We start from the raw sequence: 26,530 nt of genomic DNA on the forward strand, positions 1-26,530 counted from the left end.
GGGCGCCGGTCACAGGTCCGACTCCTCGTAGTAGCCGCTCTCGACGAGCACCTCCCGGTAGTTGTCGATGTCGACCGACACGGGCTCCAGGAGGAAGGCCGGGACCGTCTTGACGCCGTTGTCGTAGGTCTCGGTGTCGTTGACCGGCACCTCCTCCTCCGCGAGCAGCGCCTCCACCATGTCGACGGTCTGGGCCGCCAGGGCCCGGGTGTCCTTGAACACCGTCTGGGTCTGCTCGCCGGCGATGATGGACCGCACCGACGACAGCTCGGCGTCCTGGCCGGTGACGACGGGCAGGGGGAGGTCGCCGCTGCCGTAGCCGACGGCGCGCAGGGACTCGATCACGCCCAGGCTGATGCCGTCGAACGGGGAGAGCACGGCGTGCAGCTCCTCGTCGGAGTAGTGGGCGCTGAGGAGGTTGTCCATCCGGGCCTGGGCGATGGCGCCGTCCCAGCGCTGGGTGGCGATCTGCTCCATCTCCGTCTGCCCGCTGGGGATCTCCAGCGTCCCGTCGTCCAGGTAGGGCCGCAGCACCGACATGGACCCGTCGTTGAAGAAGTAGGCGTTGTTGTCGTCGGGGGACCCGCCGAACACCTCCAGGTTGAACGGCCCCTCCTCGCCCTCCTCCAGCCCGAGGGCGTCCACGATGTACTGCGCCTGGAGCACGCCGACCTCGAAGTTGTCGAAGGTGGCGTAGTAGTCGACGTTCTCGCTGCCCATGATGAGCCGGTCGTAGGCGATCACGGGGATGCCGCTGTCGGCGGCGGTGTCGAGCACGTCGCCCAGGGCCTCGCCGTCGATCGCGGCGATGACGAGGACGTCGGCGCCGCGGGTGATCATGTTCTCGATCTGGGAGATCTGGTCGGGGACGACGTCCTCGGCGTACTGGAGGTCGGTGCCGAAACCGCGGGCCTCGAACTCGGCGACCATGTTCCGCCCGTCGTTGACCCACCGTTCGGAGGACTGGGTGGGCATGGAGATGCCGATGAGGCCGTTCTCGCCCTCGGGCCGGGCGGCGTCGCCGACGCCGTTGCAGGCGGTGAGCAGGAGGGCGGACGCTGCGAGCAGCGCGGTGCCCGCCGTACGTGGGCTGTGCGACATGGGGGGTCCGCTTTCGTGTCGGTGTGCGTGGAGGTCCGGGCCGGGAGGGGACCGGACGCGGGTCGGAGGGACGGGGGAGGGGCCGGGGGCCGGGGCCGTGCCGGGTGCGCGGCCGGCGCCGGCCGCGCACCGGGTCAGACCGGCACGTACTCGATGCCGGCCAGCGCGCACAGGACGCGCCAGTCCTCGGCCCGGCGGCCGGTGTTCATGGCCATGTGGTGGGTGCCGCCCGCCCGGAGCCAGGCGTCCATGCACCCGCCCACCCCGCTGTCGGGCCGGAACCGCCCGTAGGGCATCTCCAGGGAGGGGAGCGCGGGGGAGTCGAGGACCTCGCCCTCGGCCACGACCAGCCGGAAGCGGTCGCCGCCCAGGGCGACCAGGGAGGCCAGCGTGGCCGGGCCGGGCCGGTACCGGAACAGCAGGGTCGGCGGGTCGGCCAGCCCGCCGATGCCCAGGGGCCGCTTGATCAGGCGTACGGGCTCGTCCTCCCGGGCCAGCCGCCAGTTGCCCTCGCCCATGTGGCTCATGAGGATGGAGTCGCTCGGGAAGTCCATCGCGTACATCTCGGTGAAGTGGCCGTCCCCCGCCAGGCGGTGGCCCGCGTAGACCACCGAGGCGGCGAGCACGTCGCCCTCGCCCGCGAAGCCGTACCCCTTGGCCATCAGGGTGGAGGCGGCGGCCATGGGCAGCCGGGCGAAGCGGCCGTCCTCGCCGATCGCGTCGAAGTGGGTGGAGTAGGCCCCGCAGCCGGCCTCCTCCAGCAGCCGTTCGATGCCCAGCTGCATGCGGGCGTGGTCCTCCCGCTCCTCCTTGGACAGGCGAGGGTCCACGTCGAAGACCGAGTCCTCCCAGGACATCAGCTCGCGGACGGGCTCCTCGGGCAGGCCGGCCATGGTCCGGTGCAGGGCGCCCGGGGCGATGACGTGGACCTCGGGGCCGATCACCCGCAGCAGCGAGGTCTCGTCGACCCGCGCGTCCCCCATGCCGTTCATGGGGTAGCCGAACACGCCGACCCGCAGGTCCCGCAGCGCGCGCACGGCCCGGGCCGCCCGGGCCCAGCGGCCCACCCGTTCGGCGAACTCCGGGCGCTCCCAGTCCCCGGTGACGACCTCGAACGGCACCCGTGCGCGGACCAGCGCGTTGGCGGTGTCCTGGGCGCCGTGGATCCCCTGGTTGTAGGTCATGTCGTCCATGTCCCACGAGGCGCTCACGGCGGGTTCGGGCTGGATGTTCGCCAGGGCCAGCGGCAGCCGCGCGCCGGTCAGCGCCCGGGTGATCCGCAGGGACGGCCCGTAGGTCAGCATGACCACCAGGACCCCGTCCAGGCCGGCCTCCTCGAACGCCCGCACCGCCCGCTCGGCCTCCTCGCGCCCGCGCACCGGCGGGGCGACGGTCCACTCGGCCACGCCGGAGAGCCGGTCGGCGACCCGGGCGGCGTACCGCGCCTGGTGCTCGGTGATGCCCGGGATCATGTCGTCGTAGAGCGGCTGCATGATGCCGAGCAGCCCGATGCGCGGCGCGCGTCCGCGCACGGCCGGGTTCGGGGAGGGCGGAGCGGTGGGGACGGTCACGGGGGTCTCCTCGCTTTCGGTGGGGGTCACTGGCCGTAGGCGTTGCGGTAGCGCTCGTGGAGCGCGTCGATGTGCTCCTGGGGCAGGCGCTCGACGGGCCCGGCCTGCCGGGCGATGTGCACGGTGCGGGCCGCGTCCTCGCACATCACCGCGGCCTTGACCGCGGCCGCGGCGGTGGGTCCGACGGTGAACACGCCGTGGCCGCGCATGAGGACGGCCGGGGAGCGGTGGCCCGCCAGGGTGTCGAGCACGCCGCGGCCGATGGCGTCGTCCCCGATGAGCGCGAAGGGCCCCACCGGGATGTCGCCGCCGAACTCGTCGGCCATCGCGGTGATCACGCAGGGGACGGCCTCGCCGCGGGCGGCCCACGCGGTGGCGTAGGGGCTGTGGGTGTGCGCCACCCCGCCGATGTCGGGGCGCTCCCGGTAGATGTGGGCGTGGGCGAAGGTGTCGCTGGAGGGCCGGTGCCGCCCCTCGACCGTGTTCCCGTGGAGGTCGCAGACGACGATGTCCCCGGGGGCCAGGTCGTCGTAGGACACCCCGCTGGGCTTGATGACCATGAGGTCGGCGCCGGGCACCCGGGCGGAGACGTTCCCGCTCGTCCAGGTGACCAGGTTCCAGCGGGGCAGCTCCGCGTGCAGGGCGCAGACCTGCGCGCGCAGGCGCTCCACCTCGTCGCGGTGGGCGGCCAGCGCGGCCGCGGGCGCGGGCGTCCGGGGGGCCGTCACCGCCGCCTCCCCTCGTCGGAGGCCGCCGTGCCGGAGGGGCCGGCGGCGCGGGTGCCGTTGCGCAGGGCGCGGAGCCGGTGCAGGGCGTCGCTGCCGCCCCGGCCGAAGTGGTCGTGGAGTTCGGTGTAGACGGCGAACAGCTCCTTGTAGGCGGCCGCCGCGGCGGGGTCGGGCTCGACGGAGTCGGCGCGGACCCGGCCCATGGCGGCGGAGGCGGTGTGCAGGTCGGGGTACAGCTCGGCGGCGACGGCCCCGTGGACGGCCGCCCCGACGGCGCTGCCGTGCCCGGTGGCCGCGACCCGCAGCGGCCGGTCCAGGACGTCGGCGTAGACCTGGAGGACGAAGGGGTTGCGCACCATGCCCCCGGCGACGGTGAGGTCGCGGACCGGGACCCCGGCGCCGGTGAAGGCATCGACGATGGTGCGGGCGCCGAACGCGGTCGCCTCCACCAGGGCCCGGTAGACCTCCTCCGGCCGGGTGGCCAGCGTCATCCCGGCGAGCAGGCCGGAGAGCGAGTGGTCCACCAGGACCGAGCGGTTGCCGCTGTGCCAGTCCAGGGCGACCAGGCCGTGGGACCCGGCCGGGGCGTCGGCCGCCTTGTACGAGAGCAGCTCGTGCACGGACACCCCGCGGGCGCGGGCCTCGTCGTGGTAGGCCGGGGGGACGTGGGTGTCGGCGAACCAGCCGAAGATGTCGCCGACCCCGCTCTGCCCGGCCTCGTACCCCCAGGCGCCGGGCGTGATGCCGTCCCTGACCAGGCCGCACATGCCCGGGACCTCGGCCCTGACGTCGGAGTTCATCACCAGGCAGGTGCTCGTGCCCATGATGGCGAGCATCCGGCCCGGGCCGGTGGTCCCCACGGCGGCGGCGGTCACGTGGGCGTCGATGGCGCCCACCGCGACCGGGGTGCCCTCGGGCAGGCCGGTCCACTCCGCGGCCTGCGCGGTGAGGCCGCCCGCGCGCGTCCCCGGCGGGGAGAGCGGGTGGTCGAGCCGGGTCGCGGCGAAGTCCGCCAGGCGCGGGTCGAGGGCGGCCTGGTACTCCCGGGAGGGCCAGCGCCCGTCCTGGTACAGGCCCTTGTAGCCGGCGCTGGAGGTGTTGCGGGTCTCGCGGCCGCACAGCCGCCAGACGATCCAGTCGGCTGCCTCGATCCAGCGGTCGGCGCGCTCGTACACCCCGGGGTCGTCGCGCAGGACCTGGAGGGCCTTGGCGAACTGCCACTCCGAGGAGATCCGGCCGCCGTAGCGCGGCAGCCAGGGCTCGCCGCGCTCGGCGGCCAGGGCGGTGATCTCGTCGGCCTCGGGCTGGGCGGCGTGGTGGCGCCAGAGTTTGGGCCAGGCGTGCGGGCGGTCCGCGAGTCCGGGCAGCAGGCACAGGGGGGTGCCGTCGGCGGTGACGGGCAGGAAGGTGCAGGAGGTGAAGTCCGTGCCGATCCCGGCGACCCGCCCGGGGTGGACCCCGGCCAGCTCCAGCGCTTCGGGGACGGCGGTGCGCAGCACCTCCTCGTAGTCGCCGGGGTGCTGGAGCGCGGTCTCCGGCTCCAGCTCCCCCTTGCCGCCGGGGAGGCGGTCGGTGATGACGCCGTGGGGGTAAGCGTGCTCGGCGGTGCCCAGTTCGGCGCCGTCGGAGACCCGGACCACGACGGCGCGGCCCGAGAGGGTGCCGAAGTCGATGCCGACGACCACGGGATCGTCCGGCGGGATTTTGTGGGCGCTAACATTCCGCGACAAGGGCGCTTCCTTCCGAGATGGGGAGATTGAGGGGTATCGGGTGGATGGTGCCCTGAAATGGGGGAGTGTCGGTTTTCTTGGAGGGGGAGGGGCGGGAGCGGGGGCGTGAATGTGATCCAGGCAATATTGTTCGCGCTAACATTTTGGAATGTCAACCCCCGCAGGCCACACGGACCGGCCCCGCTGTTCTGACGCGGGACACCTGGCGGAACCCGAGGCGGCCGGTGGAGAGATCCCGCCGAGCCGGCGGCCGCTCACCACACCCGGCGAGACCGCCGGACGCGGTGGCACCCGCCGTGACGAACCGGCACGTGCCCGCCTCTGTGGCCGCCAGGGACGATGTGCCCGGACGGTGCCGTCCCCGTCCGGGGCGCGGCACCGTCCGGCGGTCCGCCGTGGGCGGGCCGGTCAGGCGTCGCGGCGGGGCGCGGGGGGATCCCCCTCGTCGGGGGGCATGCGCATCTCACCGGTACTGCGGTTCCAGCCCGTCGGATAGCGCCGCCGCTCGCGGGCGGGCTTGTCGGGGAGTCTGCGGTCGTCGGCGGTGTTGCGCCGCAGCACGAACACCGCCGCCACGACGATCGCGACGATCATGACCACGGCCACGACCCACGCCCATTCCATGTCCTTCACCTCTCCGATTCGGGGTCCGTTCGGTCCACCGCGCCGTTCACGCCGTCCCCGCCAGGGAGAAGCGCAGGGCGGTGTGGTCCAGTGACGCCGGCAGGTCCGCGGCCGACAGCGGGGCGGCGTCGGTGCGCGCCGGCGGGTCCCCGCCCGTGACCGCCGCCAGGAACCGCGAGGCGCTCGACAGCACCACGTCCCGGCCCGGGCACCCGGCGGGCCCGTGGCTGAACGGCACCAGCCCCGGCTCCGCCCGGGCGCGCCCGTCCAGCCAGATCCCGGGGGTGAACGCGTCGGCGTACGGCAGCCGCGGATCGCGGTGGAAGTAGGAGCTCACCATCACGAACACCGTGCCTTGGGCGAACTCCCGGTCCCGCCAGACCGTCTCCCGCACCGCCTCCCGCAGGATCACGAGCGTCGTCGGCCACAGCCGCACCGACTCCTGGACCGTCGCCTCCCACCGGGCCGCGTCGCCGGCCGCCGCTTCGGGGTCGGCCCCCTCCGCGGACAGCAGGGCCAGGGACCGGAAGGCGGCGATGGCCGCCGCGTCGAAGGCGAAGAGCCAGTGCGCCACCTGGTCCTCGGGCCGCACGCGGCCGTCCCGGGGCAGCCGCGCGGCCAGGCTCCCCGGCTCGGCGCCCTCGACGCCCGTCCGCACCCGGTCCAGGAACTCCTCCCTGGTCCGCCGGTCCACCGGCAGCGCGTAGGACCAGTCGGCGCGCGAGCGCAGGTGCCGGAGCAGCTCGGTGGTGAGGTGGTCTTCGGCGGCGTGCGCCCCGAAGACCAGCCTGCGGGCCAGCGCGTCGAACGACGCGGAGAACCGCGGCCAGTCCAGCCCGCCCCCGGCCTCGCCCAGGGCGCGGCGCAGCACCGCCGCCTCCTCGTCGGCGTGGGCGTCCAGCACCCCGCCGTCGGGGTGGGGCCGCCCGGTGGCCAGCGCCTCCTCGTTGGCCTCCCGCCGGGGCACGCGGTCGTCGGCGTCGGACACGAGCACCCCGTGCGGCTGGAAGTGCGCCAGAGCGCCCCGCTTCTCCCGGCCGCCCGGCGAGAACGGGTCCGGGGTGCGCTCCAGGAGGCCGCGCACGTCCGCAGGGTCCAGGACGAGGGCGACGGGCCGGCCCGCCACCGTCAGCGGCAGGGGCCGGTCCCCGTACCGTTCCCGCAGCTCCCGCAGGAGCTCCGCGAGCCGGCGGTCGGCGCCGAGCGCCGCGGCCAGGCCCTCCCAGGCGGGGCGGCGCACGATCACCCCCCGGGCGACCTGTGCGGACAGCAGGGGGAGCAGGCGCGCCCGCTCCAGCAGGCCGGGGGCGGGTTCCGTGCCCATCATCGGCTTCACCGCCTTCCACGGTGTTCGACCACGGGTGTGCACGGGGCGACTACCCATGAACGCCGGGAGTGAACGCGGGCGCCCCCGCCCCGGCCTCACCGGACCGGCGGGTCGCCGCCTTCCGGCGGAGGCAGGTCGTCGTCCGCTGGATCCTCTTCCGGCTCCCGCCGGGCGCTCCCGGCCCCGGGGCTCTGGTCCCACCCGGTCGGGTACCGGCGGCCGTCGGGCCGCTCCTTCCAGTAGTCGGGCGAGCGGACGGCCTTCTGCTTGCGGGCGACGTCCCGGCGCAGCACCCAGATCACGAACAGGATCACCAGCACCGGAACGGCCACGGACACGAGGACCACCAGCGGTCCCGCGGACACCGGGCCCTCCATCGGCCCCGCCCCCTCTCCTGCGCACGCGCCCCTCACACGTGGTCGCGTGCGATCGTCTCGTTCCACTGGCGGGAGAAGATGCGCTCCCCGTTCTCGTAGGCGTCGAGCGTCCCGTACACCCGGAACCCGGTCTCGGTGCACTCCAGCGAGGTGTGCGTCTCGGTGCGGGTGGCCCAGTCCCCCCGGGCGAAGCGCATCGTCCAGGAGGTCTCGCCGCGCACCGACGTGAAGTCGTTCGCCACCGACTCGTAGTGCTCGCGGGCGCGGCGGCCCACGTCCAGGTCGATGCCCTCCAGGTGCAGGATCCCGCCGTCCTTGACGATCTCCAGTGAGGACCGGGTGTCGACCAGGTCCCTGTGCACCTCCCAGCGGTGCTCGGGCAGCTCGTGCCGGGAGGTCGGGATCTCCGCCGTCGTCTCGGGTTCGCCGAAGGGCCGGGCGGAGGGGTCCTCCCCCTCGGGCACCGGGCGGACCGGCAGGTCCAGGGCGCTGCCGCCCGGGTGGACGGTCAGCAGGACCGGCCGGGGCGGGGGCCAGGCCAGCGGCCAGTACGAGGTGGACAGCGACAGCCGGATGCGGTGGCCCGCCGGGAAGACCTGGGCCACCCCGTTGAGGACGATCCGCACCCGCCGGGTCTCGCCCGGCGGCATCTCCTCCGGTTCCGCGTGCCCGTCGCGGTGGGTCAGGTTGAGCAGCCCGAACGTGACGCGGGTGGCGGACCCGTCGGGGGCGATGTCGCTCAGCCGCGCCGCGACCATCGCCACCGGCTCGTCGGAGGACACCTCCAGCTCCACCTCGGGGGCCCCGAGGATCTCCACCGGCTCCCGGAGGGCCTCGGTCTCGAAGACCAGCGAGCCGCCGTCCTCCTCGCGCTGGTCGTAGGGCAGGTCGGGCGGCGCGCTGTAGGAGGCCCACTTGCCCGCGAACTGGCCCACGGTCAGGGGCGAGGACACGGTCAGCGGGTCGCCGGGCTCCTCGTCCTCGGCCGGGGTGTACTCGTCGGAGGTGAACAGCCGGTGCGGGCCCAGGCCGAACCGCGTCCGCTCCACCCCCGGGGACGGCCACCGGTCCTCGCGCACCCACCGCCCGGGCCGGTCCTCGTAGGAGGTGGCGGGCGGGACGGAGTCCTGCATCCAGGCCCACAGCGCGGGCCCCTCGTCCACCCCGTTGTCCACCCCCTTGAGCCAGTGGTCGAACCAGCGCACGACCTCCTGGAGGTAGCCGATGGCGGGCCCGGGGAGCCCCAGGTGGGGGTAGCGGTGCGACCAGGGGCCGACGAGCCCCAGCCGCGGCGACTCCAGGCACTCCAGGACGCGCAGGACCGCGTTGGAGTAGCCGTCGGCCCAGCCGCCGGCGGCCAGCACCGGGCAGTCCACCCGCTCGGGGGCCTCGATCACCGAGGCGTGCCGCCAGTAGTCGTCCCTGCGCTGGTGGTGCAGCCACGTGATGATCCAGGGGCGGTTGGCCTCCAGCCGCTCCAGCCACATGTCCCGCCACCGGTCGCCCACCGTCATCGGGTCGGGCGGGCAGGTGCCGAACGCGAAGGTGGTCCCGGACTCGGCGAGGTTGTCGGAGAGCAGGCAGCCGCCCATGTAGTGGAAGTCGTCGTTGTAGCGGTCGTCGGTGAAGGAGGCGATGGCGATGGCGCCCAGGCTCGGCGGGCGCCGGGCCGCCACCTGGAGCGCGGCGAAGCCGCCCCAGGACAGGCCCATCATGGCGGTCGTGCCATCGCACCAGGGCTGCTCGGCGAGCCAGGCCAGGACCTCCTCGGCGTCCTGCTGCTCGCGCTCCAGGTACTCGTCGGTGAGCACCCCCTCGGAGTCGCCGCTGCCGCGCATGTCCACGCGGACGCAGGCGTAGCCGTGCCCGGCGATGTAGGGGTGGTGGGTCGAGTCGCGTACCGCGGTGAGGTCGCGCCTGCGGTAGGGGATGTACTCCAGGACCGCCGGCACCGGGTCCATCTCGGCGGACGCGGGGAGCCAGGCCCGCCCGGCCAGGCGCACCCCGTCGGAGAGGGGGATCCAGAAGTGGTCCTCGGTCCGGACCTCGTACGGCAGGGTCTCGATCACCCGCATGGGGTCTCCTTCCGTCAGTGGTCGTCGCCGGGGTCGTCCTCGATGTCGAAGGAGAGCTCCTCGGCGCAGCGCTCGTACTTGGCGCGCATCTCCGTCTCGTCGGCGCCGCCGATGACGATCTTGGCGAGCTCGAAGCTGTAGCTGTCCTGGGCCTGGAGTCCGGAGAGCCGCTGCCCCTCCTCCGGCACGATCGCGATCCGCACCCCCGGCACGGCCTCCTCCAGCCGGCGGATCTCCTCGGGGGTGGGGACCCGGTTGACCAGGCCGTCGGAGAAGCGGCGCAGGTACCATTCGGCGGCGATGTCGTACTCCCCGCGGAGCCCGTCCGGGAGCACGGGCTCCCGCCCCAGGGCGAGCCTGAGCATCCGCTCGTGGTTGGCGGTGCCGTCGACCATCTCGAACAGCGACGCGTGCGCCTGGGAGTGGCGGGGGTTGACCTCCAGGACCCGGATGTCGTCCTCGACGGGGTCGTAGAAGAACTCGATGCTGAACGTCGAGTTGTCCAGCCCCAGCCTGCCCATCACCCGCGTGGCGACCGACGCCAGCCGCCGCCGGACGTCCTCGGGCAGGGTGGAGGGGTACTGGTGGCGCAGGAAGACCGGGCTGGCCGGGTAGTCGACCGAGTCCAGCGTGGCGTAGACGACGCATTCGCCCCGGTGGACGTAGCCCTCGACGGCCACCTGGACCCCGTGCAGGGCGGCCTCGGCCAGGCAGGAGGTGCCGCCGGCCTCGGCGATCTCCGGCGGGAGGTCGACGCGCTTCAGGATCTCCTCGAAGGGGCGCCCGACCTTGCCGATCCCCTCGCGCAGGCGGTCGACGGCCTCATAGAACTCCTCGTCGTTCTCCACCCGGAAGGCGAGCTCGGAGGAGGCCGACTTCACGGGCTTGAGCCACATCGGGTAGCCGGGTTCGGTCGGCGGGACCGGGTCGTGCAGGTCCACCAGGGCGAAGGCGGGGTACTCGTCGATGACCTCGCTCTGGAGCAGGCGGCTCCAGTACTTGTGCTCGCACCGGACGACCGATTCCAGGGTGGGGGAGGGCAGGCCCCGGGGGCCGGCCAGGATCGGCACCAGCAGGGTGATGGGAAAGTCCCAGAAGCCCGCGATGGCGTCGACGGACCCGTCGAACCCGTCCATGGCGGCCTGGGCCCCGGCGACGGTCTCCTCGATGTCCAGGTGCTCGGACCTGAGGTCGTCCAGGGTGGAAAGGGGGTGGAAGTCGCACTCCCGGCCGGTGGGCGTCCTCCTGAGGATCTCGTGGTTGCGTTCGTCCAGGCCGGGGATGAAGACGTTCTTCCGTGGCATCGGACCTCCCTCGTCCTCCGGTTTCCGCCCCGTCCCCCGCCCGTGGTACCCCACTGGGGGGACCGGGGGACGGGGGATGTGGGAGGGCGACTACCCGAAGAGGCACCCCTCAATCGGTGTGCGGGGAGTTGAGGGCCGACAGGAAGCGGACCAGCAGCGCCTCGCGGGTGGCAGGCGCGAGCCCGTCGAGGATCGTGTTCACCGCCGCCGTCGGGGAGCCGCCCGGGCCGCCCAGGGTGACGCCCACCGCCGACAGCAGCTCCACGAACGCGCGGTCGTCCACCGCCTCCAGGTCCAGGCCCTCCACGGCCCCGGCCAGGCCCCCGGGCAGGTCGGGGCGCACGCCGCGCACCGCTGCGACCGCCCCGGCCAGCACCTCCAGCAGAGCGTCCACACCCGCCAGCGACACCCCGGTCAGCGTCAGGTGCAGGTTGGGCGGGATGCCCGCGTACGACAGCTGCGCCTGGAGGAACCACCCGGACTTCGCGACCTCGTCGGCCAGGACGAACACGTCCACCGCCGGGTCGGCCGAGGCCAGCGCCACCAGCGGCGCGTCCGGCTCGCCCAGCACCCGCAGCTCCGGGATCCCCGCGACCCCCTCGCGCAGCCGTGCGGCCGCGGCCATCGCCTCGGCGGCCAGCTCACGGTACCCCGACGCGCCCAGCGCGTTCAGGGTCGCCCACGCCCCGGCCAGCGGACCCGCGCCCTTGCTGCTCTGCACGGTGGAGTTGATGACCGTGTACCCCGGCCAGTCGGCGCTGGCGTAGTACGCCGCCCGCCGCAGTTCCTCCGTGGCGAACAGCACGACGGAGGCCCCCTTGGGCGCGTACCCGTACTTGTGCAGGTCGCACGAGAGGGAGGTGACGCCGGGGACGGACAGGTCGAACGGCGGCGCGTCCGCCAGCCACGGCAGCACCCAGCCGCCCACGCAGGCGTCCACGTGGCAGGGCACCCCGTGCCGGGCGGCGAGCGCCGCGATCTCCGGCACCGGGTCCACCACCCCGTGCGGGTACGACGGCGCCGACGCCACCACCAGCGCGGTGTCCGGCCCGATCGCGTCGGCGACCGCCGACGGCACCGCACGCAGGGTCCCGGGGTCCACCGGGACCGTGACGGGCGTGAGCCCCAGGTAGTGGCAGGCCTTGCGGAACGCCGGGTGCGCCGTCACCGGCAGCACCACCTCGCGCCCGCTCCCGGTGTCGCGGGCCGCCTTGACCGCCAGCATGATGGACTCGGTCCCGCCGCTGGTGAAGACGCCCGGGGTGGACGCGTCCCCGCCCAGGACGGCCGCGACCGCGCCCACCACCCGCTTCTCCAGGGCGACGGTGCTGGGGAACGCCGTCGGGTCGAGGCCGTTGACCTCCAGCATCTCCAGGTAGGCCCGGTGCCCGGCCTCGCGCACGTGCGGCCGCCCGGGGTCGTACACGTAGGCGGCGACCCGGCCCTCCCGCACCGGCAGGTCGCCCTCCTTGAGGCGGGCCAGTTCGGCGAGCAGGTCCTCGGTGGAGCGTCCGTTCTCAGGCAGCACTTTTCTCTCCCACGGCGGTCAGTTTCCGAAAGGCCAGCAGCGGCACCAGGCTCACCAGGAACAGCGCGGCCGGCATCAGGGTGAACCCCCAACTCAGGCCGAGCAGGGCGCTCCCGGGCTGGACGACGGCCGTCGCCACGTCCGAGGAGCGGAACGCCGTCGCGGCCAGCACGGCCGAGAACAGCCCCGGCCCCAGCGCCATCGCCCCCGTCTCCAGGCCGGTCCACAGGCCGGTGAACGTGCCCGCCTGGGCCTGCCCGCTGCGGCCGGCGTCCTCGCGCACGGTCTCGGGCAGCAGGGTCAGCGGCAGCAGTTGCAGGCCGGTGTAGAAGACGCCCACCAGCCCGGTCACCGCCAGCACCGCGACGGTGTGCTCGGCGAGCACCGCCGGGAACAGCAGGGCGGCGGTGGCGGTCATCGCGACCAGCGCCGCGAGGTAGCAGTTCACCGTGCCGAACCGCCGGGCCAGCGCCGACCAGGCCGGGACGGCCACCAGGCTCGGCCCCACCACGCACACGAACATGGCGGAGGTGAGCCCGTAGTCGTCCAGCCGGTAGGCGGCCACGTAGGGCGCGCCCGCCAGCATCACCGACACCGCCAGGGACTGGGTGGAGAACGCGGCGGCCAGCGCGAAGAACGGCCTGTTGCCGCGCGCCGCCCTGAACGCGGCGACGGGCCCGAGCGTGCCGGTACCGGGCCGACTGGGGATCCACCGGGTCCCCAGCGTGGCGGCCAGCAGCGCCGCGCACAGCACCGCCCCGATGGCGGCGCCCATGGCCAGGTGGCCGGGGCGCCCGCCGCCCGCGGCCTCCACGACGACGGGGGCGAGCCCGCCGGCGGCGAGGATGCCCAGGGTCAGGCACACCACCCGCCAGGACATGGCGCGGGCCCGCTGGTCGCGGCGCGGCGAGATCTCCGCGGGCAGCGCCACGTAGGGCACCTGGAAGAGGTTGAACGCGGTGGTGGCCAGCAGGAACGCCGTGCCCACCCACAGCGCCGACCAGGCCGGCGACTGCGTGGGGGCCGCGAACATGGCGGCGAACAGCAGCGGGAGGGCGAGCGCCCCGGCGAGCATCAGCCGGGAGCGGCCGCCGGTGCGCACGGCCTCCCGGTCGCTGGCCACGCCGATGGCGGGGTCGACGAGCATGTCCCAGACCTTGGGCAGGACCAGCACGAGCCCGGCGACCCCGGCGGCGACGCCGAGCACGTCGGTCAGGTAGTAGAGCAGCAGCAGGCCGGGCAGGGCCGAGAAGACACCGGTGCCGACGGAGCCGATCCCGTAGGCGAGGAGCCGGGGGCGGGGGAGCGGGCCTGCGGTCATGGGCGGCCGCCGCGGGGGCGGTCCGGGGGACGGGGGGAGGGGGATCCGGGGCGGTTGACAGGGGCGCGCCCGGTGTACAGGGGGGAGTCCACCCGCGCACGTTACCGCCGGCGGGCGGGCGCGGGCAATGGCCCGCGGGTCCGTGACCTCGGTTTTCGCACAGGGTGACCCCGGGCCCGCCGTCCGCGGCCGTGGACGGCCGGTGTGCGGCGCCTTCGGGACCGCCGGGCGGGCCGAGGCGGGCACACGACCGTCCCACCTGTCTCCACGTGCGGGTTTCCCCGCCGTCGCCCCGGGTAGCCGTGTACACACATCCCTCCGACCGACGATTCCGAGCCGGGACACGACCGGCGGGGGACGGCGGGCGGCGGTCCCCGCCCGCTTCGGGGCGGCGGCCACGGCCGCGCCGTCCTCCCGACAGCACGGAGGAGACATGCACACCGTGCACCCGAACCGACAGCCCCGTTCGCAGCACCGCCCGCGCCCGTCCGCGCACCGGCTGCGCTATCCCGACCCGGCGCCGGAGCCGCCGATGCCGCCGGACCCGTTCCCGCCCTCGCCGATGCCCGTGCCCCCGCCTCCGCCCGAGCCGGGGCCGGATCCCGAACCGCCGGGCCCCGGCCCCTTCCCCGAGCCGCCCCCGCCGGAGCCCCAGCCCGAGCCGGCCTGAGCCGGGGCCGGCCGGGCCGTTCCCGCCGGTGACGGCGGTGCCCGGCGGGGAGGGTGTCGCCCGGGGCGAATCCGTTCCGTAAGGGGGATTGACCCCAGCGTGACGGAGGCTTAGGTTTCGGACAGGAAGGACTCCTTCCGGTTCGGTGCGGCCCCGGCCCCGGCCGCATCGGACCGCCGCCCCCCGCCGGAGGAAGCCGTGCCCCACCCCTCGCCCCGCCGCGCCCGCAAGCCCCGCACCGCCCCCGGGCGCCTCGCCCGCGCCGGGTCAGTGCTCCTGGGCCTCGGCCTGGCCGCGACCGCCGCGTTCACCGTCCACGGCCAGGCCGCCGCGGACCCCGACCCCGCCCCCGCCGACGCGGACGCCGCCGCCACCCCGGTGGGCGAACACGGGCGGCTGCGCGTGTGCGGCATCAAGCTCTGCGACGAGAACGGACAGCGGGTCCAGCTCACCGGGATGAGCTCCCACGGCCTCCAGTGGTTCGACCACTGCCTCACCGACGCCTCGCTGGACACCCTGGCCCACGACTGGAACGCCGACGTGCTGCGCGTGTCCATGTACATCCAGGAGGGCGGCTACGAGACCGACCCGCGCGGCTTCACCGACCGGGTCCACGAGCTCATCGGGGAGGCCACCGAGCGCGGCATGTACGTCATCGTCGACTGGCACATGCTCAGCCCGGGGGACCCCAACCACAACCTCGACGCCGCCCGCACCTTCTTCGCCGAGATCGCCGACGTGCACGCCGACAAGGACAACGTGCTGTACGAGATCGCCAACGAGCCCAGCGGCGTGCCGTGGTCCTCCATCAAGGGCTACGCCGAGCAGGTCATCCCGGTCATCCGCGCCCGGGACCCCGAGGCGGTCGTGCTGGTGGGCACCCGCGGCTGGTCCTCGCTGGGCCTCTCCGAGAACGGGGACCACCGGGAGATCACCGCGGACCCGGTGGACGCGGACAACATCATGTACGTCTTCCACTTCTACGCGGCCTCGCACACGTCCTACCACCGCGAGGGCCTCCGCGCCGCCGCGCGGGAGCTGCCGCTGTTCGTGACCGAGTTCGGCACCCAGGAGTACACGGGCGACGGGCCCGACGACTTCGCCTCCGCCCAGGCCTACCTCGACCTGATGGAGCAGGAGCAGATCAGCTGGGTCAACTGGAACTTCTCCGACGACTTCCGCTCCGGCGCGGTCTTCCGGACCGGGTCGTGCTCCTCGGGCGACTGGGACTCGCTCAAGCCGGCGGGGGAGTGGATCAGGGACCGCATCCGCGAGAGCGGCACCTCCGCCTGACCCCCGCACGCGGGCGGGGCGCGCCGCGCGGACGCGCCCCGCTCACCGCCCCCGGGCCTTCGGACACCGGCGGTCCCGCCGTCGCGGCCCGGACGGCCGCGCGCCCGGGCCGCCGGGCCCGGACCGGATCAGGCCGAGGACGCGGTGGAGATCCGCAGGCCGTCCTCCCCGCCCGCGTCCACGACCACGTCGTCGCCCTCGGCGAGCTGCCCGTCCAGCACCATCCGCGACAGCCGGTTGCCCACGTTGCGCTGGATGGTGCGGGCCAGCGGCCGCGCCCCGTACGCGGGCTGGTACCCCTGCCGGGACAGCCACCCCACCGCCTCGTCGGTGAAGCGGATCGTGATCCCCTGGGCCTTGAGCCGCCGTTCGGTCTCGGCCAGCATCAGCCGGGTGATGCGGTCCAGCTCCTCGCGGTCCAACTGCCGGAAGACCACGATCTCGTCGATCCGGTTGATGAACTCGGGCCGGAACTCCTCCCGCAGCCGCCGCATCACCCGCTGCTCGGTGTCGGGGTCCATCTGCCCGTCGCTCGTGAACCCCATCGGGGCCCCGCCGGTGATCGCCTCCGATCCCAGGTTGCTGGTCATGATCACCACCGTGTTGCGGAAGTCCACCGTCCGCCCCTGCCCGTCGGTGAGGCGCCCGTCGTCGAGCAGCTGCAACAGCAGGTTGAACACGTCGGGGTGGGCCTTCTCGACCTCGTCCAGCAGCAGCACCGAGTACGGGTGGCGGCGCACCGCCTCGGTCAGCTGGCCCGCCTCCTCGTACCCGACGAACCCGGGCGGGGCGCCGGTCAGGCGGCTGGTGGTGTGCCGCTCCTGGAACTCGCTCATGTCGATCCGCACCAGCGCGTCCTCGGACCCGAACAGCGCCACCGCCAGCGCCTTGGCCAGCTCCGTCTTGCCGACCCCGGTCGGCCCCAGGAACAGGAAGCTGCCCACCGGCCGGTCGGGGTCGCCGAGCCCGGCGCGGGAGCGGCGGATGGCCTCCGACACCGCGGTGACCGCCTCGTCCTGGCCGATCACCCGCTCGTGCAGCACCTCCTCCAGGCCGACCAGGCGCTCGCGCTCCTCCTGCGTGAGCCGGGCGACGGGGATCCCGGTGCTGCGCGAGACCACCTCGGCGATGTCGGCGGCGGTCACCTCCGGCACCGCCGATCCGGTGCCGCGCGCCTGGTGGACGGAGCTCCGGGCGGCGTTGATCTCGTCGCGCAGCGCCGAGGCCCGCTCGTAGTCCTCGTCCTGGACGGCCTTCTCCTTCTGCTCCTCCAGGTTCTCGAGCCGCTCCTCCAGCTCGCGCAGCGCGGAGCTGGAGGTCCTGAGCCGCAGCCGGACCCGGGCACCCGCCTGGTCGACCAGGTCGATGGCCTTGTCGGGCAGGAACCGGTCGGTGACGTAGCGGTCGGACAGCTCGGCGGCCGCCACCAGGCTCTCGTCGCTGAAGCGCACCTGGTGGTGGGCCTCGTACCGGTCCTGGAGGCCGCGCAGGATCTCGATGGTGTCCTCGACCGAGGGCTCGGGCACCAGGATCGGCTGGAACCGGCGCTCCAGGGCGGCGTCCTTCTCGATGTTCTTGCGGTACTCGTCGACGGTGGTGGCGCCGATGATGTGCAGCTCGCCGCGGGCCAGCGCGGGCTTGAGCATGTTCCCGGCGTTCATCGACCCCTCGGCGGCCCCGGCGCCGACGATGGTGTGGATCTCGTCGATGAAGACCAGCAGCCGGTCGGACCGGGCGCGGATCTCGTCGATGAGCGTGGTGAGGCGCTCCTCGAAGTCGCCCCGGTAGCGCGTCCCGGCGACCAGCCCGGCCAGGTCGACCTGGACCAGGCGGCGGCCGCGCAGCGTCTCGGGCACGTCGTCGTCGGAGATGCGCTGGGCGATCCCCTCGACGATGGCGGTCTTGCCGACGCCTGGGTCGCCGATGAGGACGGGGTTGTTCTTGCGGCGCCGGGCCAGCACCTCGATGCACTGGTCGACCTCGTCGTCGCGGCCCACGACCGGGTCGAGGCGGCCCTCGCGGGCGAGCCCGGTCATGTCGGTGCCGAACTCGTCGAGGGTGGGCGTGGCGGACGGTTCCCCCTCGGCCTGTTCCGCCGCGGCGGGGGCCGGGCCCGCGGCCCGCTGGAGGCTCTGCGGGGTCACCCCGGAGTCGCGCAGCAGCCGCCCGACGGCGCTGTCGGGGTTGACGGCGAGCGCGAACAGCAGGTGCTCGGGCGTGATGCTGGAGCTGCCGGTGGCGCGGGCGATCTGGAAGGCGTCCAGCAGGCCGCGCTTGGCGGAGGGGGTGAGCAGGGCCGAGGCGCGCACCGACCTGGGAGCGTGGGCGGCGGCCTGGTCGATCACCTCCTCCATGCGGCCGGCGTCGCCCGCGGTGCGTTCGACGAGGTCGCGGGTGGGCTGGTACCGCAGCAGGGCCCAGAGCAGGTGGACGCTGTCCACGTCGGCGCTGCCGTTCTCCAGGGCGCGGCGGACGGCGGTGTCGGCGACCTGGCGGGCCTCCGGGCTCATCAGCTTGGACAGGTCCACGCGGCGCACCTGGCCGCGCGAGGAGCCCAGGAACCGGGCCAGGAACTCGTCGAACGAGCGGTCGCCGTCGTCGGGAAGGTCGGTGGTCATCGTGTGCGTCCCCCGGGCGAGAATGTAATGACCTGATAACCCTAAGTGACGATGTGTCCGGTGTCCGGTAAGGGATTCCGTCGGAGGCCCGGTGTCAGGGTGGTCGCGGTGCCGTGCCGCGGCGGGCCCCGCCCGAGCCGTAGGGGGACGGGCGGGGCGATCCGGGGACTACCCGGCGACCTCCGCCGAGGCGGGGGCGGGGATCTCGTCCAGGGAGGCGGAGATCTCCCTCCGGCCCTGCCGGGCCAGGAGCAGGAGGTTGTGGGCACAGCCCCACTCCCGGGACAGCCGCCCGTGCGACTCCTCCGCCTCCGCGAGCTCCTCCGGGTCCTCCCGGTCGAAGCCCTCGTACTCCAGCACGCCGTCCACGTCCCGCAGCTGTAGGGCGAGGGACTCGAAGTCGTCGGGACCGAACCCGTCCTCGGCCGGGTGCCGGCCGTGCCCGCAGGGCTCCTCGGCGAGCGGGGCCAGCAGGCGCACGGCCTCGGAGAACGCCCGGTGCACCTCGGTGCGCATCGTCCGGATGTCCGCCCACTGCCGGTCGTCGTTGCCCTCGACCGTCGCGGCCCAGTAGACGACCGACAGGGTGGACAGCAGGGAGATCACGACGGGACGCTCCGCCGACAGGTCGGCGAGCAGCCCGGAGGCCGCCGCCGCGACGCGACCGAACGGATCGTAGGAGGGGTAGCCCTGGAAGATGTCCTCCAGGTCGGGGAGCCCGTCCTCGACGTACTCGCGCTGCTGCTCTTCGGTGAGGGGTCCGGTGATGCCGTTACTCATGGGACGTGTGATGCACCCGGGACCGGTGCGGTTGCAGCCGGTACCCGGGTGCCCGTCCGCGGGTCAGGGGGCGGAGGCCTCGTCCAGCAGGGCGGTGGACTCCTCGTCCAGCACCAGCGTGTTGACCGGCAGCAGGTCCGCCAGCTGCTCGGGGTTGCGGGCGCTGGCCAGCACCGAGGACACCGTCGGACGGTCGGCCAGCCAGGCCAGCGCCACGGCGGCCTGCGCGACGCCCAGCCGCCCGGCCACCGTGTCCAGGGCGTCCAGGACGCGTAGCGCCCGTTCGTCCTCCAGGAACGCCGAGGCCCGGCCCGCCCGAGGGCTGTCCACGGCCGGGCCGCCCGGCCGGTACTTGCCGGTGAGGAAGCCGCGCGCCAGCCCGTGGTACGGCAGCAGGGCCAGCCCGCGCTCCCGTGCCAGAGGCACCAGCGCGTCCTCCGCGTCCCGTGCCAGCAGGCTGTAGTGCGGCTGGACGCAGACCGGGGCGTGCAGGCCCCGGTCTGCGCAGATGTCCAGCCAGGCGCGGATGCGGTCGGGCGTGTAGTTGGACAGGCCGATGCGGCGAACCCTGCCCGCGTCCACCAGCTCGGAGAAGGCGCGGGCGCTCTCCTCCAGCGGGGTGGCCGCGTCGTCGAAGTGCGCGTAGTACAGGTCGATGGCGTCCACGCCCAACCGCTCGAGCGAGGCGTCGGCCGCGGCGTGGATGTTGGCCGCCGACAGGCCCGGGAACCCGGGGTGCTCACTCACCTTGGTGGCCAGCACCAGGCCCTCGGGGCGGCCCCGGTCGGCCAGCCAGTGCCCGATGACGGTCTCGGACTCCCCGCCTTGGTGGCCGGGCACCCAGGCGGAGTAGCCGTCGGCGGTGTCCACGAAGGTGCCGCCGCCCGCGACGAAGTCGTCCAGGACGCGGAAGGAGGTCGGTTCGTCCGCGGTCCACCCGAACACGTTCCCGCCCAGGCACAGCCGGGAGACGTACAGATCGGAGTCGCCGAGGGGACGGGGCTTGACGTCGTTCATGCTCACCACGGTTCTTACGGGGGCGGATGCTGCCGCGCACAGGCTAGGGCACCGCCCGCCCCGCTGCCAGTGACGCGGCCCCGGTCGGGACCGGATCGGTAGGCTGCCCCTACCCCGGCAGCGCGACACCCGTGAGGTGGCACCTTGAGCGACGAACGGCCCGAACCCGCCCGCACCGAGAACAGTGTCGGCGATGTCAGTGGCGGGACCACCATGATGGGGCGCGACATCACCGTGAACATGGTCGGGCCGCAGGGCGGTGGCGCGCCGCTCTACGCCGTCCCCGCCCCGCCCCTGTTCGTCAACCGCGACGGGGAGCTGGAGCGGGCCCGGGACTTCGCCCTGGACGGGGGCCCGCACGCCCGCGTGCTCGTCGTCCAGGCGACCCCGCGCGGCAGCGGGGCCACCGCGTTCGGACTCAAGGTCCTGCACGAGGTCTTCGTCCGGGACCCGCGGCGCTTCTCCGGCGGGTACTTCTTCGCCGACGTCGAACGCGACGGGGTGGCCGAGTCCGTCAGCGAGATCCTGCGGCGGATGGGGGTCGAGGAGATCCCCGCCGGGCAGCGCAGGCGGCGCGACCGCCTCCAGGGGGAGTTCGCCGGCCGGGGCGCCGTCGCCGTCCTGGTGGACGCCCCGGCCGGGGTCAACGACGTCCTGCCCTTCGTGTCCACCGCCCCCGGCAGCCTCACGGTCGTGGCGACCGCCCACGACTTCGAGTTCGACGAGGTGCTGCCGCACGTGCAGGACGAGTGGATCGGCATCGGCGCCCTGGCGGCCGAGCACGCGGTGGAACTGCTGTGCGCCAAGGCCGGGGTGGAGCCGGAGACCGACGAGGACCGCCGCCTGGTCGAGGACCTGGCCGGCTACACCGGAGGCAGCCCGCACCTGCTGCTCCAGGTGGGCCGCAACATCCGGCGGCTGCGCCGCCGCCGGGCCGCCGGCGCCCTGGCCGCCGTGCACCGGAGCCTCATCGTCCCCGCCCCGGCCGGGCCGCGGGACGGGGACGGCGAGGGCGCGGGCCTGCCCGCGCCGGTGCGCGCGGCGGCCGTGGCGCTGTCCTGCCACCCCGAGACCGACTTCGGGGCGGGGGTGGCCGCCCGCGTCCTCCCCGGCGAGGACGCCGGAGCCCTGCTGGCGGCCCTGGTGGAGGGGGACGTGCTCACCGCCGCACCGGGGGGCAGGTACCGGTTCCGGACCGCCCGCGCCCAGCGCGAGCTGGGGGCGCGGGCCCACGACCGGGCCGCGGTGTTCGGACGGGTCCTGGAGTACTACTTCGGGCTCGCCGCGGCCGCCCACCGGGCGCTGCTGCCCGGCCGCTGGCTCCAGGCCGACCTCGACCACGACTCGGCGTTCCCCGACACGGCGGGCCCCCGCTTCGAGGACGGCGGGGCCGCCCGCCTGGCCCTGGAGCCCGACCGGGCGGCCCTGCGCGCCGCCGTCATGCACGCGGCGGTGCGCGGCGAGCACCGGCGGGCCGCCGAGCTGTGCGAGCACCTGTGGGCGTACTGGTTCACCTCGGGCCTCTTCGCGGACGTGGTCGATACCCACACCGAGGTGCTCCGGCACGCCCTGGGCACCCACCGCCTGTCGCCCGCCCGGCTGTCCCGCCTGTGCGTGCAGCGTTCCATCGCCTACCGGCGCGACGGCTCCCTGGAACAGGCGCGCGAGGACGCCGAACTCGCCCTGGAGCTGGCCCGGGACGCCGAGCCGGTACAGCCTCCGGTGCTGCTCACCGCCCTGGAGGCCGTCGGCGACGTGGAGCGGGAGGAGGGGCGTCCGGCACCGGCCGCCGAACGGTTCGCGGAGGCGCTGGCCGTCGCCGAGGCCGCCGAGCCGCTCGACCCGCGTGCCGTGCTCAACGCCTCCCGCAAGCTCGCCCAGGTCCGCCTGGAGCAGGGGGACCGCGACGCCGCCCGCGGGCTGCTGGTCCGGGCCCGCGACCTGGTGCTCCTCAAGCGCCCCGACGACCTGCACAACCGGGCGCGGGTCGGCGCCGCCCTGGGCGACCTGCTGCTGGCGTGCGGCGACCGGGAACGGGCGCTGGAGCAGTGGGACGCCGCGGCCGAACTGCACACCCGGCTCGGCGACGACCGCCGGACCGGCGACATGTGCGTCAAGCGCGCCGACGCCCTGGAGCCGACGGACCCCGCCGCCGCGCGGGCGGCGCTGGAGACCGCCCTGGAGCACTACACCCGGGCCGGGGCCCGCCACCTGGTGGCACAGGTGCGGTACCGGCTCGCCGACCCGGGCTGACCGGTCGGACTCGCTCAGGGGCCCAAGCGCTCCACCCCGACGCGGACCTCCCGGTCGCCGATCCTCACGGTGCACACCAGGCCGTCCGGTTCGGCGACGGTGCGGCGCAGCCGCAGGAACGCCGACGCGTACGCGGTCGGGTCCGGGGCGGCGGCGCCGCGCGGGACCAACCGGTGGCGGACGCCGTCGCGGTCCAGCACCAGGCAGGCGTCCCCGTCGGCCTCGGCGGCCAGCCGGGCGCCGGGCAGGGCGGCCAGGGCGTCGGCGAGCCGCCGCCACGGGTCGTCGGGCGCGGGTCCGCACAGCACCGCGTCGGCGGCGTCGCGCCACCGTGTCTGGGGCTCGTCGGCGTGCACGACCGTGTGCGGGCGGCGCAGCGACAGCCGTCCGGCGGCGACGGGCTCCGCCGGACGCCGGGTCACCCGGACGGCGGTCGGGTCGGCGGGGTCGGGCTCGGCCGTGGCGATCAGCGGCGGGACGCCCGCGGTGTCGGGCCACCCCCGCCGGTACGCGACCGGCGGCTCGGGCGGGACGACGCGCACCGGCCGGTCCGGTTCGGACAGGCCCAGGAGCTTGTAGAAGGCGGACCGCAGCACCGCCGCCGACCCGCCCGGGACCGAGGTCAGCAGGCGCGTGGTGGCGGCGAACCGGTCCGGGGTGTGCCGGGCGGCGTCCGCGGTCAGCTGGGGGAGCAGGGGCGCGTCCGGGTCGAGCCGGGTCGCCGCGCGGCCGAAACCGGCGATGGGGGAGGAGGCCGCCAGTTCGTGGTCGGGGAAGGCGCCGAGCACGGTGTGGGTCCCCAGCGCGGCGCCGTAGAACGTCACCGACCCGTGGTCGCCGATGACGTGGTCGGCCGCCACGAGGGCGGCCTGCCAGCCGCTGCGGGGCGGCAGGACGCGCAGCCCCGCCCGTTCGGCGTCGGCCAGCCAGGCGCGCACCTGCCAGGGGCCGTGGCCGTGCCAGACGTTGGGGTGCAGGGCCAGGGCGACGCGGTACTCGTCGACCGGCAGTTCCTCCAGCAGGCGCAGGGGGAGGTCGGGCCGGGCGCCGAGGAGGGAGGTGGGGCCCCAGGTGGAGCTGATCAGGACCAGGCGGCGGCCGCCGGCCTCCAGGTGGTCGCGGTAGCGGTCGCGCCAGGGGAGCCCGGCGAGGATGCGGTCGTAGGTCGGGTCGCCCGCGACGACGGCGGAGTCCAGGGCCTCGGGGCAGGCGGCGGCGAGGCGGTCGCGCTGCTCGGTGTGGGAGAGGACGAGCGTCCGGGGGATGAGGGCGCCGTCGCGCAGGAGGGTCTCACGGGAGAGACCGAAGACGGCGTCGGGGCCGGGAACGGAATCGGAATCCGCGGGAAAGGCCCGGCCGGCTTTCCGGCTTTCCGGCTTCACCAGCTTGTTGTAACCGGCCCCGTGGGAGAAGACGACCATAGGGGCCTTGACCAGGTGCAGGTCGTCCCCGTAGCTGGCCGAGACGGCGAGGTCGAATTCCTCTTCCACCGCCTGTTCCCAGGGGGCCACCGCCGCGCCGATGTCGGCGAGGAATTCGGTGACCCCCTCGCGGAAGTTCGAGGTTCGCGCCCGGGTGAAGACGAGCTGTACCCGGGGGTCGGATTCCAGGAGCGGGATGATGTCGAGAAGGCGGGTCAGCGCGGTGACCGTGTGCGCCACCACCAGGACCCGCCGGGCGTCCGGGGCGGTCGACCACCCGGGTGCGGCCCCGATGGGGACCCGGAGCCGCTCTCCGACCGACATGCGCCCTCCCGCGGCCCTCGTGTTCCTCGCCCGTGTTCCGTCCGGCGACGGAACAGCGTACCGAAGGCGCCTCCCCGCGGGGAACGCGGAGGGGCGGCCGCCTCCGGCACCGGATCAGTGGACACCGGGGTTGGCGGGGGTCTGGATGGTGATCTCGTCCTCCCGGCCCGGCAGGTAGTGGACGGTGACCACCCGGCCGACCTGGAGGGACGTCGACAGGCGGGCGGGCAGCCGCTTGACCGTGCGGGTGTGGAAGACGCCGCCGTCGGGGCGGGTCACCGCGACCTCCACGTCCATCTCCGGGTTGCCGTCGACCAGGTTCCCCGTCGGGCGGACCTCGGTGATGACGCCCTGGGCGGGGATCCCGTGCGCGGCGATCTCCAGCGCCCGCGGGGTGGTCAGCCCCGCCCGCAGCATCACCGCGTCGAAGGCCGCCTGCGCCGCCGCCTGGTCGCCGCTGCGGTCGATGGCGACCACGCCCGGGCGGTCGGGGCGGTAGCGCACCGGCAGCAGGACGCCCGGCTCCAGCAGGCCCACCTCGGCCGGGTCGAGCAGTTCCTTGGCCACGGCGGTGAACCGGTGCCCCTCCGGGGTCTCCACGTCCAGGGTGACGGCGATCTGCGGGGCGTCGTTGACGGTCAGCCCGGTGCGCCGCCAGTCGGTGACGGTGCCGACCGCGATCGGGGCGGCCGCCATCGCCTTCGCGCCGCCCAGGCCCCGGAGCGACGACTCGATCCTCAGCGTGAAGAGCGACGTCAGCAGCACGACGCCGCCGCCGATCGCCATCCCCAGGTACGACTCCCAGGGGCTGGGGAACCCGCCGGCCGGGGCGTTCAGCCCCAGCCACAGGTACCCGCCGAGCAGGCCCAGCCCGACCAGCACCTCGACGGCGAACACCAGACGCAACACCGTTCTCACCACGGACATGGGACGCCTCCTCGGCGGTCGGTCTCTCTCGGTCTCTCTGCCGTCCACAGTCCACACCGCGGCCCCCGCCTACCGATCCCAGGTTCCGGGCGGGCGGGGTCCAGGGGGCCGGGTATCGTCGTTCCGTGCCGGAGACCCCCGATGAACGACTCCGCCCCCGGTCGCAGGTCATCGACCGGGCCTGGCGCGCGCTCGGCCCCGGCCTGGAACCGCTGAGCGGCCCCGACGGCGCCCCGCTCACCCGCTCGGTGAAGCTGGTCGTCCTGCCCCTGGTACTGCGGCCGGTGCTGCGCCCGGACCTGGCCGGGGACCTGCTCACCGCGCGGGCCGCCGACCTGGCGGCCGGGCTGCTGCGCGCCGACGGGCCCCGCCTGGTGGCCACGGCCCGCTGGTTCGCGCTGCTCAAGCGGGTGCGCCGGGCACTGAAGGTGGTCGGGGGCAACCCCCAGGACCTGTACTTCCAGCGGTGCTACGAACTCGCTACCGAGCACGGCGCCCCCGACGGCCCCGACGCCGAGGAGGTCGCCCGCGCCGCCGTCCTGGAGGCGGCCGACCAGGGCGACCGCACGGTGTCCGCCCTGCGCGGCCACCTGGCCGACCCCGCGCGCGCCCGTGCCGTCGCCTCCGCCCTGGCCGCCGCCTGGGAGTCCCGCCCCCTGCCGCCGCCCGCGGGCCCGGCGCCGAAAGAGGGGACCCGGGCGCTGGCGGACGCGGTGCTGGACGGCTGCCCGGACGGCGGGGGAGGGGAGGCCTTCACAGCTCTGGTCGACGGGGGCCACGGCGGCGCCCTGGGCTCGGCGCTGTGGGGCGGGGCCGCCTCCGGGTGGGGCCGGCCCGGAGCGCCCGCGCACCTGGGCCTGACCACGGAGCCCGTTCCGCCGCCGCCCGCGGTGGGCGCGGGGGCCTCCACCACATCCCTGCCCGCCCCGCTGGACCGCAGCGTCTACGAGAGGGTGTTCACGCTGCTGCGGGCCCCCGGACACGACGGCCTGCCGCCGGTGCCCGAACTGGTGGACGCCGAGGCGGCGCGCGCCTGCGCGCCGCTCGGGCTGGCCGAGGAGTCCCTGCGCGTCGCGCTCCTGGTGGGCGGCCGCCTGGCCGTCGGCCTGGACCCGCTGGGCACGGGCGCCGGGCCCACCGCCGCGCACCGGGCCGTGGACCGGCGCTGGCGGCGCGAGTCCTCGGTGTCCCGGGCCCGCCGCGCCACCGTCGACCCCGCGGCCGACCAGGGCCCCTTCGCCGACCTGGCCCGCGCCCTGCGCGACCCGTGGACCGCCTATGTGCGCCGCCTGTGGGCGCGCCTGCACGGCCGCGACGCCCACGCGGTGCCGGTGTCCGACACCGCGGAGCTGTGGGCGCTGCTGGACGGCATCGCCTACTCGGTGCTGCGCGACCACCGCGCCCGCGTCCGCGCGGTGCTGCGGTCCCTGACCGCCCCCGCGAACGACACCGCCGACGCCTCCGGGAGTGCCGCATGAGCGCCGTCCCGTCCCACGCTCGCCGGTCCCGCACCGGAACGCCCGCCGCCCGCGGCCGGGGGA

At 75.0% G+C, this 26,530-nt stretch carries 19 protein-coding genes; 3 read left to right on the forward strand and 16 right to left on the reverse strand.

Annotated elements, in window-relative coordinates:
• Positions 1-9 precede the first annotated feature (9 nt).
• The 11 genes from chvE to ACFVNO_RS05210 all read right to left on the reverse strand — a co-directional run bounded on the left by chvE (position 10) and on the right by ACFVNO_RS05210 (position 13,686).
• The gene (gene chvE, locus ACFVNO_RS05160) at positions 10-1,101 is read right to left on the reverse strand and encodes a multiple monosaccharide ABC transporter substrate-binding protein (RefSeq protein ID WP_355255619.1); all 1,092 of its coding nucleotides are present in this window, start codon (positions 1,099-1,101) and stop codon (positions 10-12) included.
• 134 nt (positions 1,102-1,235) lie between these two features.
• A complete protein-coding gene (locus tag ACFVNO_RS05165) occupies positions 1,236-2,672 on the reverse strand; it encodes an L-fucose/L-arabinose isomerase family protein (protein WP_355255616.1) in 1,437 nt (478 codons plus the stop codon).
• A gap of 26 nt (positions 2,673-2,698) precedes the next feature.
• The gene (locus ACFVNO_RS05170) at positions 2,699-3,400 is read right to left on the reverse strand and encodes an L-ribulose-5-phosphate 4-epimerase (RefSeq protein WP_378889514.1); all 702 of its coding nucleotides are present in this window, start codon (positions 3,398-3,400) and stop codon (positions 2,699-2,701) included.
• The gene (araB, locus tag ACFVNO_RS05175) at positions 3,397-5,085 is read right to left on the reverse strand and encodes a ribulokinase (protein WP_378889983.1); all 1,689 of its coding nucleotides are present in this window, start codon (positions 5,083-5,085) and stop codon (positions 3,397-3,399) included. The genes ACFVNO_RS05170 and araB overlap by 4 nt, the downstream gene beginning before the upstream one ends.
• A gap of 453 nt (positions 5,086-5,538) precedes the next feature.
• Positions 5,539-5,754 carry a hypothetical protein gene (locus tag ACFVNO_RS05180; protein ID WP_355255613.1) on the reverse strand — a complete coding sequence of 72 codons (216 nt, stop codon included), beginning with the start codon at positions 5,752-5,754 and terminating at the stop codon, positions 5,539-5,541.
• A gap of 46 nt (positions 5,755-5,800) precedes the next feature.
• Positions 5,801-7,078 carry a cytochrome P450 gene (locus ACFVNO_RS05185; RefSeq protein ID WP_355255610.1) on the reverse strand — a complete coding sequence of 426 codons (1,278 nt, stop codon included), beginning with the start codon at positions 7,076-7,078 and terminating at the stop codon, positions 5,801-5,803.
• Positions 7,079-7,176: 98 nt separating this feature from the next.
• A complete protein-coding gene (locus ACFVNO_RS05190) occupies positions 7,177-7,446 on the reverse strand; it encodes a hypothetical protein (protein ID WP_355255607.1) in 270 nt (89 codons plus the stop codon).
• Between the two features lie 44 nt (positions 7,447-7,490).
• On the reverse strand, positions 7,491-9,533 hold the full coding sequence (locus tag ACFVNO_RS05195; RefSeq protein ID WP_355255604.1) for a CocE/NonD family hydrolase: 2,043 nt from the start codon (positions 9,531-9,533) through the stop codon (positions 7,491-7,493).
• A gap of 14 nt (positions 9,534-9,547) precedes the next feature.
• A complete protein-coding gene (locus tag ACFVNO_RS05200; protein WP_378889519.1) occupies positions 9,548-10,837 on the reverse strand; it encodes an ATP-grasp domain-containing protein in 1,290 nt (429 codons plus the stop codon).
• A 109-nt stretch (positions 10,838-10,946) separates the two neighbouring features.
• Entirely contained in the window at positions 10,947-12,365 is a 1,419-nt protein-coding gene (locus ACFVNO_RS05205; protein ID WP_355255599.1) for an aspartate aminotransferase family protein, read from the reverse strand.
• Positions 12,355-13,686 (reverse strand): MFS transporter, encoded by a 1,332-nt coding sequence (locus tag ACFVNO_RS05210; RefSeq protein WP_355255596.1) that lies wholly within the window; start codon positions 13,684-13,686, stop codon positions 12,355-12,357. The genes ACFVNO_RS05205 and ACFVNO_RS05210 overlap by 11 nt, the downstream gene beginning before the upstream one ends.
• A gap of 868 nt (positions 13,687-14,554) precedes the next feature.
• Between ACFVNO_RS05210 and ACFVNO_RS05215 the strand changes: the two genes are divergently transcribed.
• Positions 14,555-15,649 carry a glycoside hydrolase family 5 protein gene (locus ACFVNO_RS05215; RefSeq protein WP_378889524.1) on the forward strand — a complete coding sequence of 365 codons (1,095 nt, stop codon included), beginning with the start codon at positions 14,555-14,557 and terminating at the stop codon, positions 15,647-15,649.
• A 128-nt stretch (positions 15,650-15,777) separates the two neighbouring features.
• On the opposite strand, the gene ACFVNO_RS05220 is transcribed toward ACFVNO_RS05215, so the two are convergent.
• From ACFVNO_RS05220 to ACFVNO_RS05230, 3 genes are all read right to left on the reverse strand, one after another.
• The gene (locus tag ACFVNO_RS05220) at positions 15,778-18,267 is read right to left on the reverse strand and encodes an ATP-dependent Clp protease ATP-binding subunit (protein WP_355255590.1); all 2,490 of its coding nucleotides are present in this window, start codon (positions 18,265-18,267) and stop codon (positions 15,778-15,780) included.
• Between the two features lie 168 nt (positions 18,268-18,435).
• Positions 18,436-19,047, reverse strand: a complete 612-nt coding sequence (locus ACFVNO_RS05225; RefSeq protein WP_378889527.1) for a hypothetical protein — start codon at positions 19,045-19,047, stop codon at positions 18,436-18,438.
• Between the two features lie 63 nt (positions 19,048-19,110).
• Entirely contained in the window at positions 19,111-20,064 is a 954-nt protein-coding gene (locus tag ACFVNO_RS05230; RefSeq protein WP_355255585.1) for an aldo/keto reductase, read from the reverse strand.
• 144 nt (positions 20,065-20,208) lie between these two features.
• On the opposite strand from ACFVNO_RS05230, the gene ACFVNO_RS05235 reads away from it, so the two are divergent.
• Positions 20,209-22,317 carry a hypothetical protein gene (locus ACFVNO_RS05235; protein ID WP_378889530.1) on the forward strand — a complete coding sequence of 703 codons (2,109 nt, stop codon included), beginning with the start codon at positions 20,209-20,211 and terminating at the stop codon, positions 22,315-22,317.
• A gap of 14 nt (positions 22,318-22,331) precedes the next feature.
• Here the strand turns inward: ACFVNO_RS05235 and ACFVNO_RS05240 are convergent, their stop codons facing one another.
• Positions 22,332-24,062, reverse strand: a complete 1,731-nt coding sequence (locus ACFVNO_RS05240) for a hypothetical protein (RefSeq protein ID WP_378889533.1) — start codon at positions 24,060-24,062, stop codon at positions 22,332-22,334.
• A 114-nt stretch (positions 24,063-24,176) separates the two neighbouring features.
• Entirely contained in the window at positions 24,177-24,989 is an 813-nt protein-coding gene (locus tag ACFVNO_RS05245; protein ID WP_355255576.1) for a DUF3592 domain-containing protein, read from the reverse strand.
• Positions 24,990-25,114: 125 nt separating this feature from the next.
• On the opposite strand from ACFVNO_RS05245, the gene ACFVNO_RS05250 reads away from it, so the two are divergent.
• Positions 25,115-26,467 carry a hypothetical protein gene (locus ACFVNO_RS05250; RefSeq protein ID WP_355255573.1) on the forward strand — a complete coding sequence of 451 codons (1,353 nt, stop codon included), beginning with the start codon at positions 25,115-25,117 and terminating at the stop codon, positions 26,465-26,467.
• The last annotated feature ends 63 nt before the right edge of the window (positions 26,468-26,530 follow it).

This window comes from Nocardiopsis sp. NPDC057823, from assembly GCF_042797335.1.
In the GTDB taxonomy this organism is placed as follows: domain Bacteria; phylum Actinomycetota; class Actinomycetes; order Streptosporangiales; family Streptosporangiaceae; genus Nocardiopsis; species Nocardiopsis changdeensis.

Excerpts from the sequence above, each read along its gene's own strand:
- chvE (WP_355255619.1), bottom strand. The coding sequence starts at position 1,101 with ATGTCGCACAGCCCACGTACGGCGGGCACCGCGCTGCTCGCAGCGTCC.
- ACFVNO_RS05180 (WP_355255613.1), bottom strand. The coding sequence starts at position 5,754 with ATGGAATGGGCGTGGGTCGTGGCCGTGGTCATGATCGTCGCGATCGTC.
- ACFVNO_RS05185 (WP_355255610.1), bottom strand. The coding sequence starts at position 7,078 with ATGGGCACGGAACCCGCCCCCGGCCTGCTGGAGCGGGCGCGCCTGCTC.
- ACFVNO_RS05195 (WP_355255604.1), bottom strand. The coding sequence starts at position 9,533 with ATGCGGGTGATCGAGACCCTGCCGTACGAGGTCCGGACCGAGGACCAC.
- ACFVNO_RS05200 (WP_378889519.1), bottom strand. The coding sequence starts at position 10,837 with ATGCCACGGAAGAACGTCTTCATCCCCGGCCTGGACGAACGCAACCAC.
- ACFVNO_RS05210 (WP_355255596.1), bottom strand. The coding sequence starts at position 13,686 with ATGACCGCAGGCCCGCTCCCCCGCCCCCGGCTCCTCGCCTACGGGATC.
- ACFVNO_RS05220 (WP_355255590.1), bottom strand. The coding sequence starts at position 18,267 with ATGACCACCGACCTTCCCGACGACGGCGACCGCTCGTTCGACGAGTTC.
- ACFVNO_RS05225 (WP_378889527.1), bottom strand. The coding sequence starts at position 19,047 with ATGAGTAACGGCATCACCGGACCCCTCACCGAAGAGCAGCAGCGCGAG.
- ACFVNO_RS05230 (WP_355255585.1), bottom strand. The coding sequence starts at position 20,064 with ATGAACGACGTCAAGCCCCGTCCCCTCGGCGACTCCGATCTGTACGTC.
- ACFVNO_RS05240 (WP_378889533.1), bottom strand. The coding sequence starts at position 24,062 with ATGTCGGTCGGAGAGCGGCTCCGGGTCCCCATCGGGGCCGCACCCGGG.
- ACFVNO_RS05245 (WP_355255576.1), bottom strand. The coding sequence starts at position 24,989 with ATGTCCGTGGTGAGAACGGTGTTGCGTCTGGTGTTCGCCGTCGAGGTG.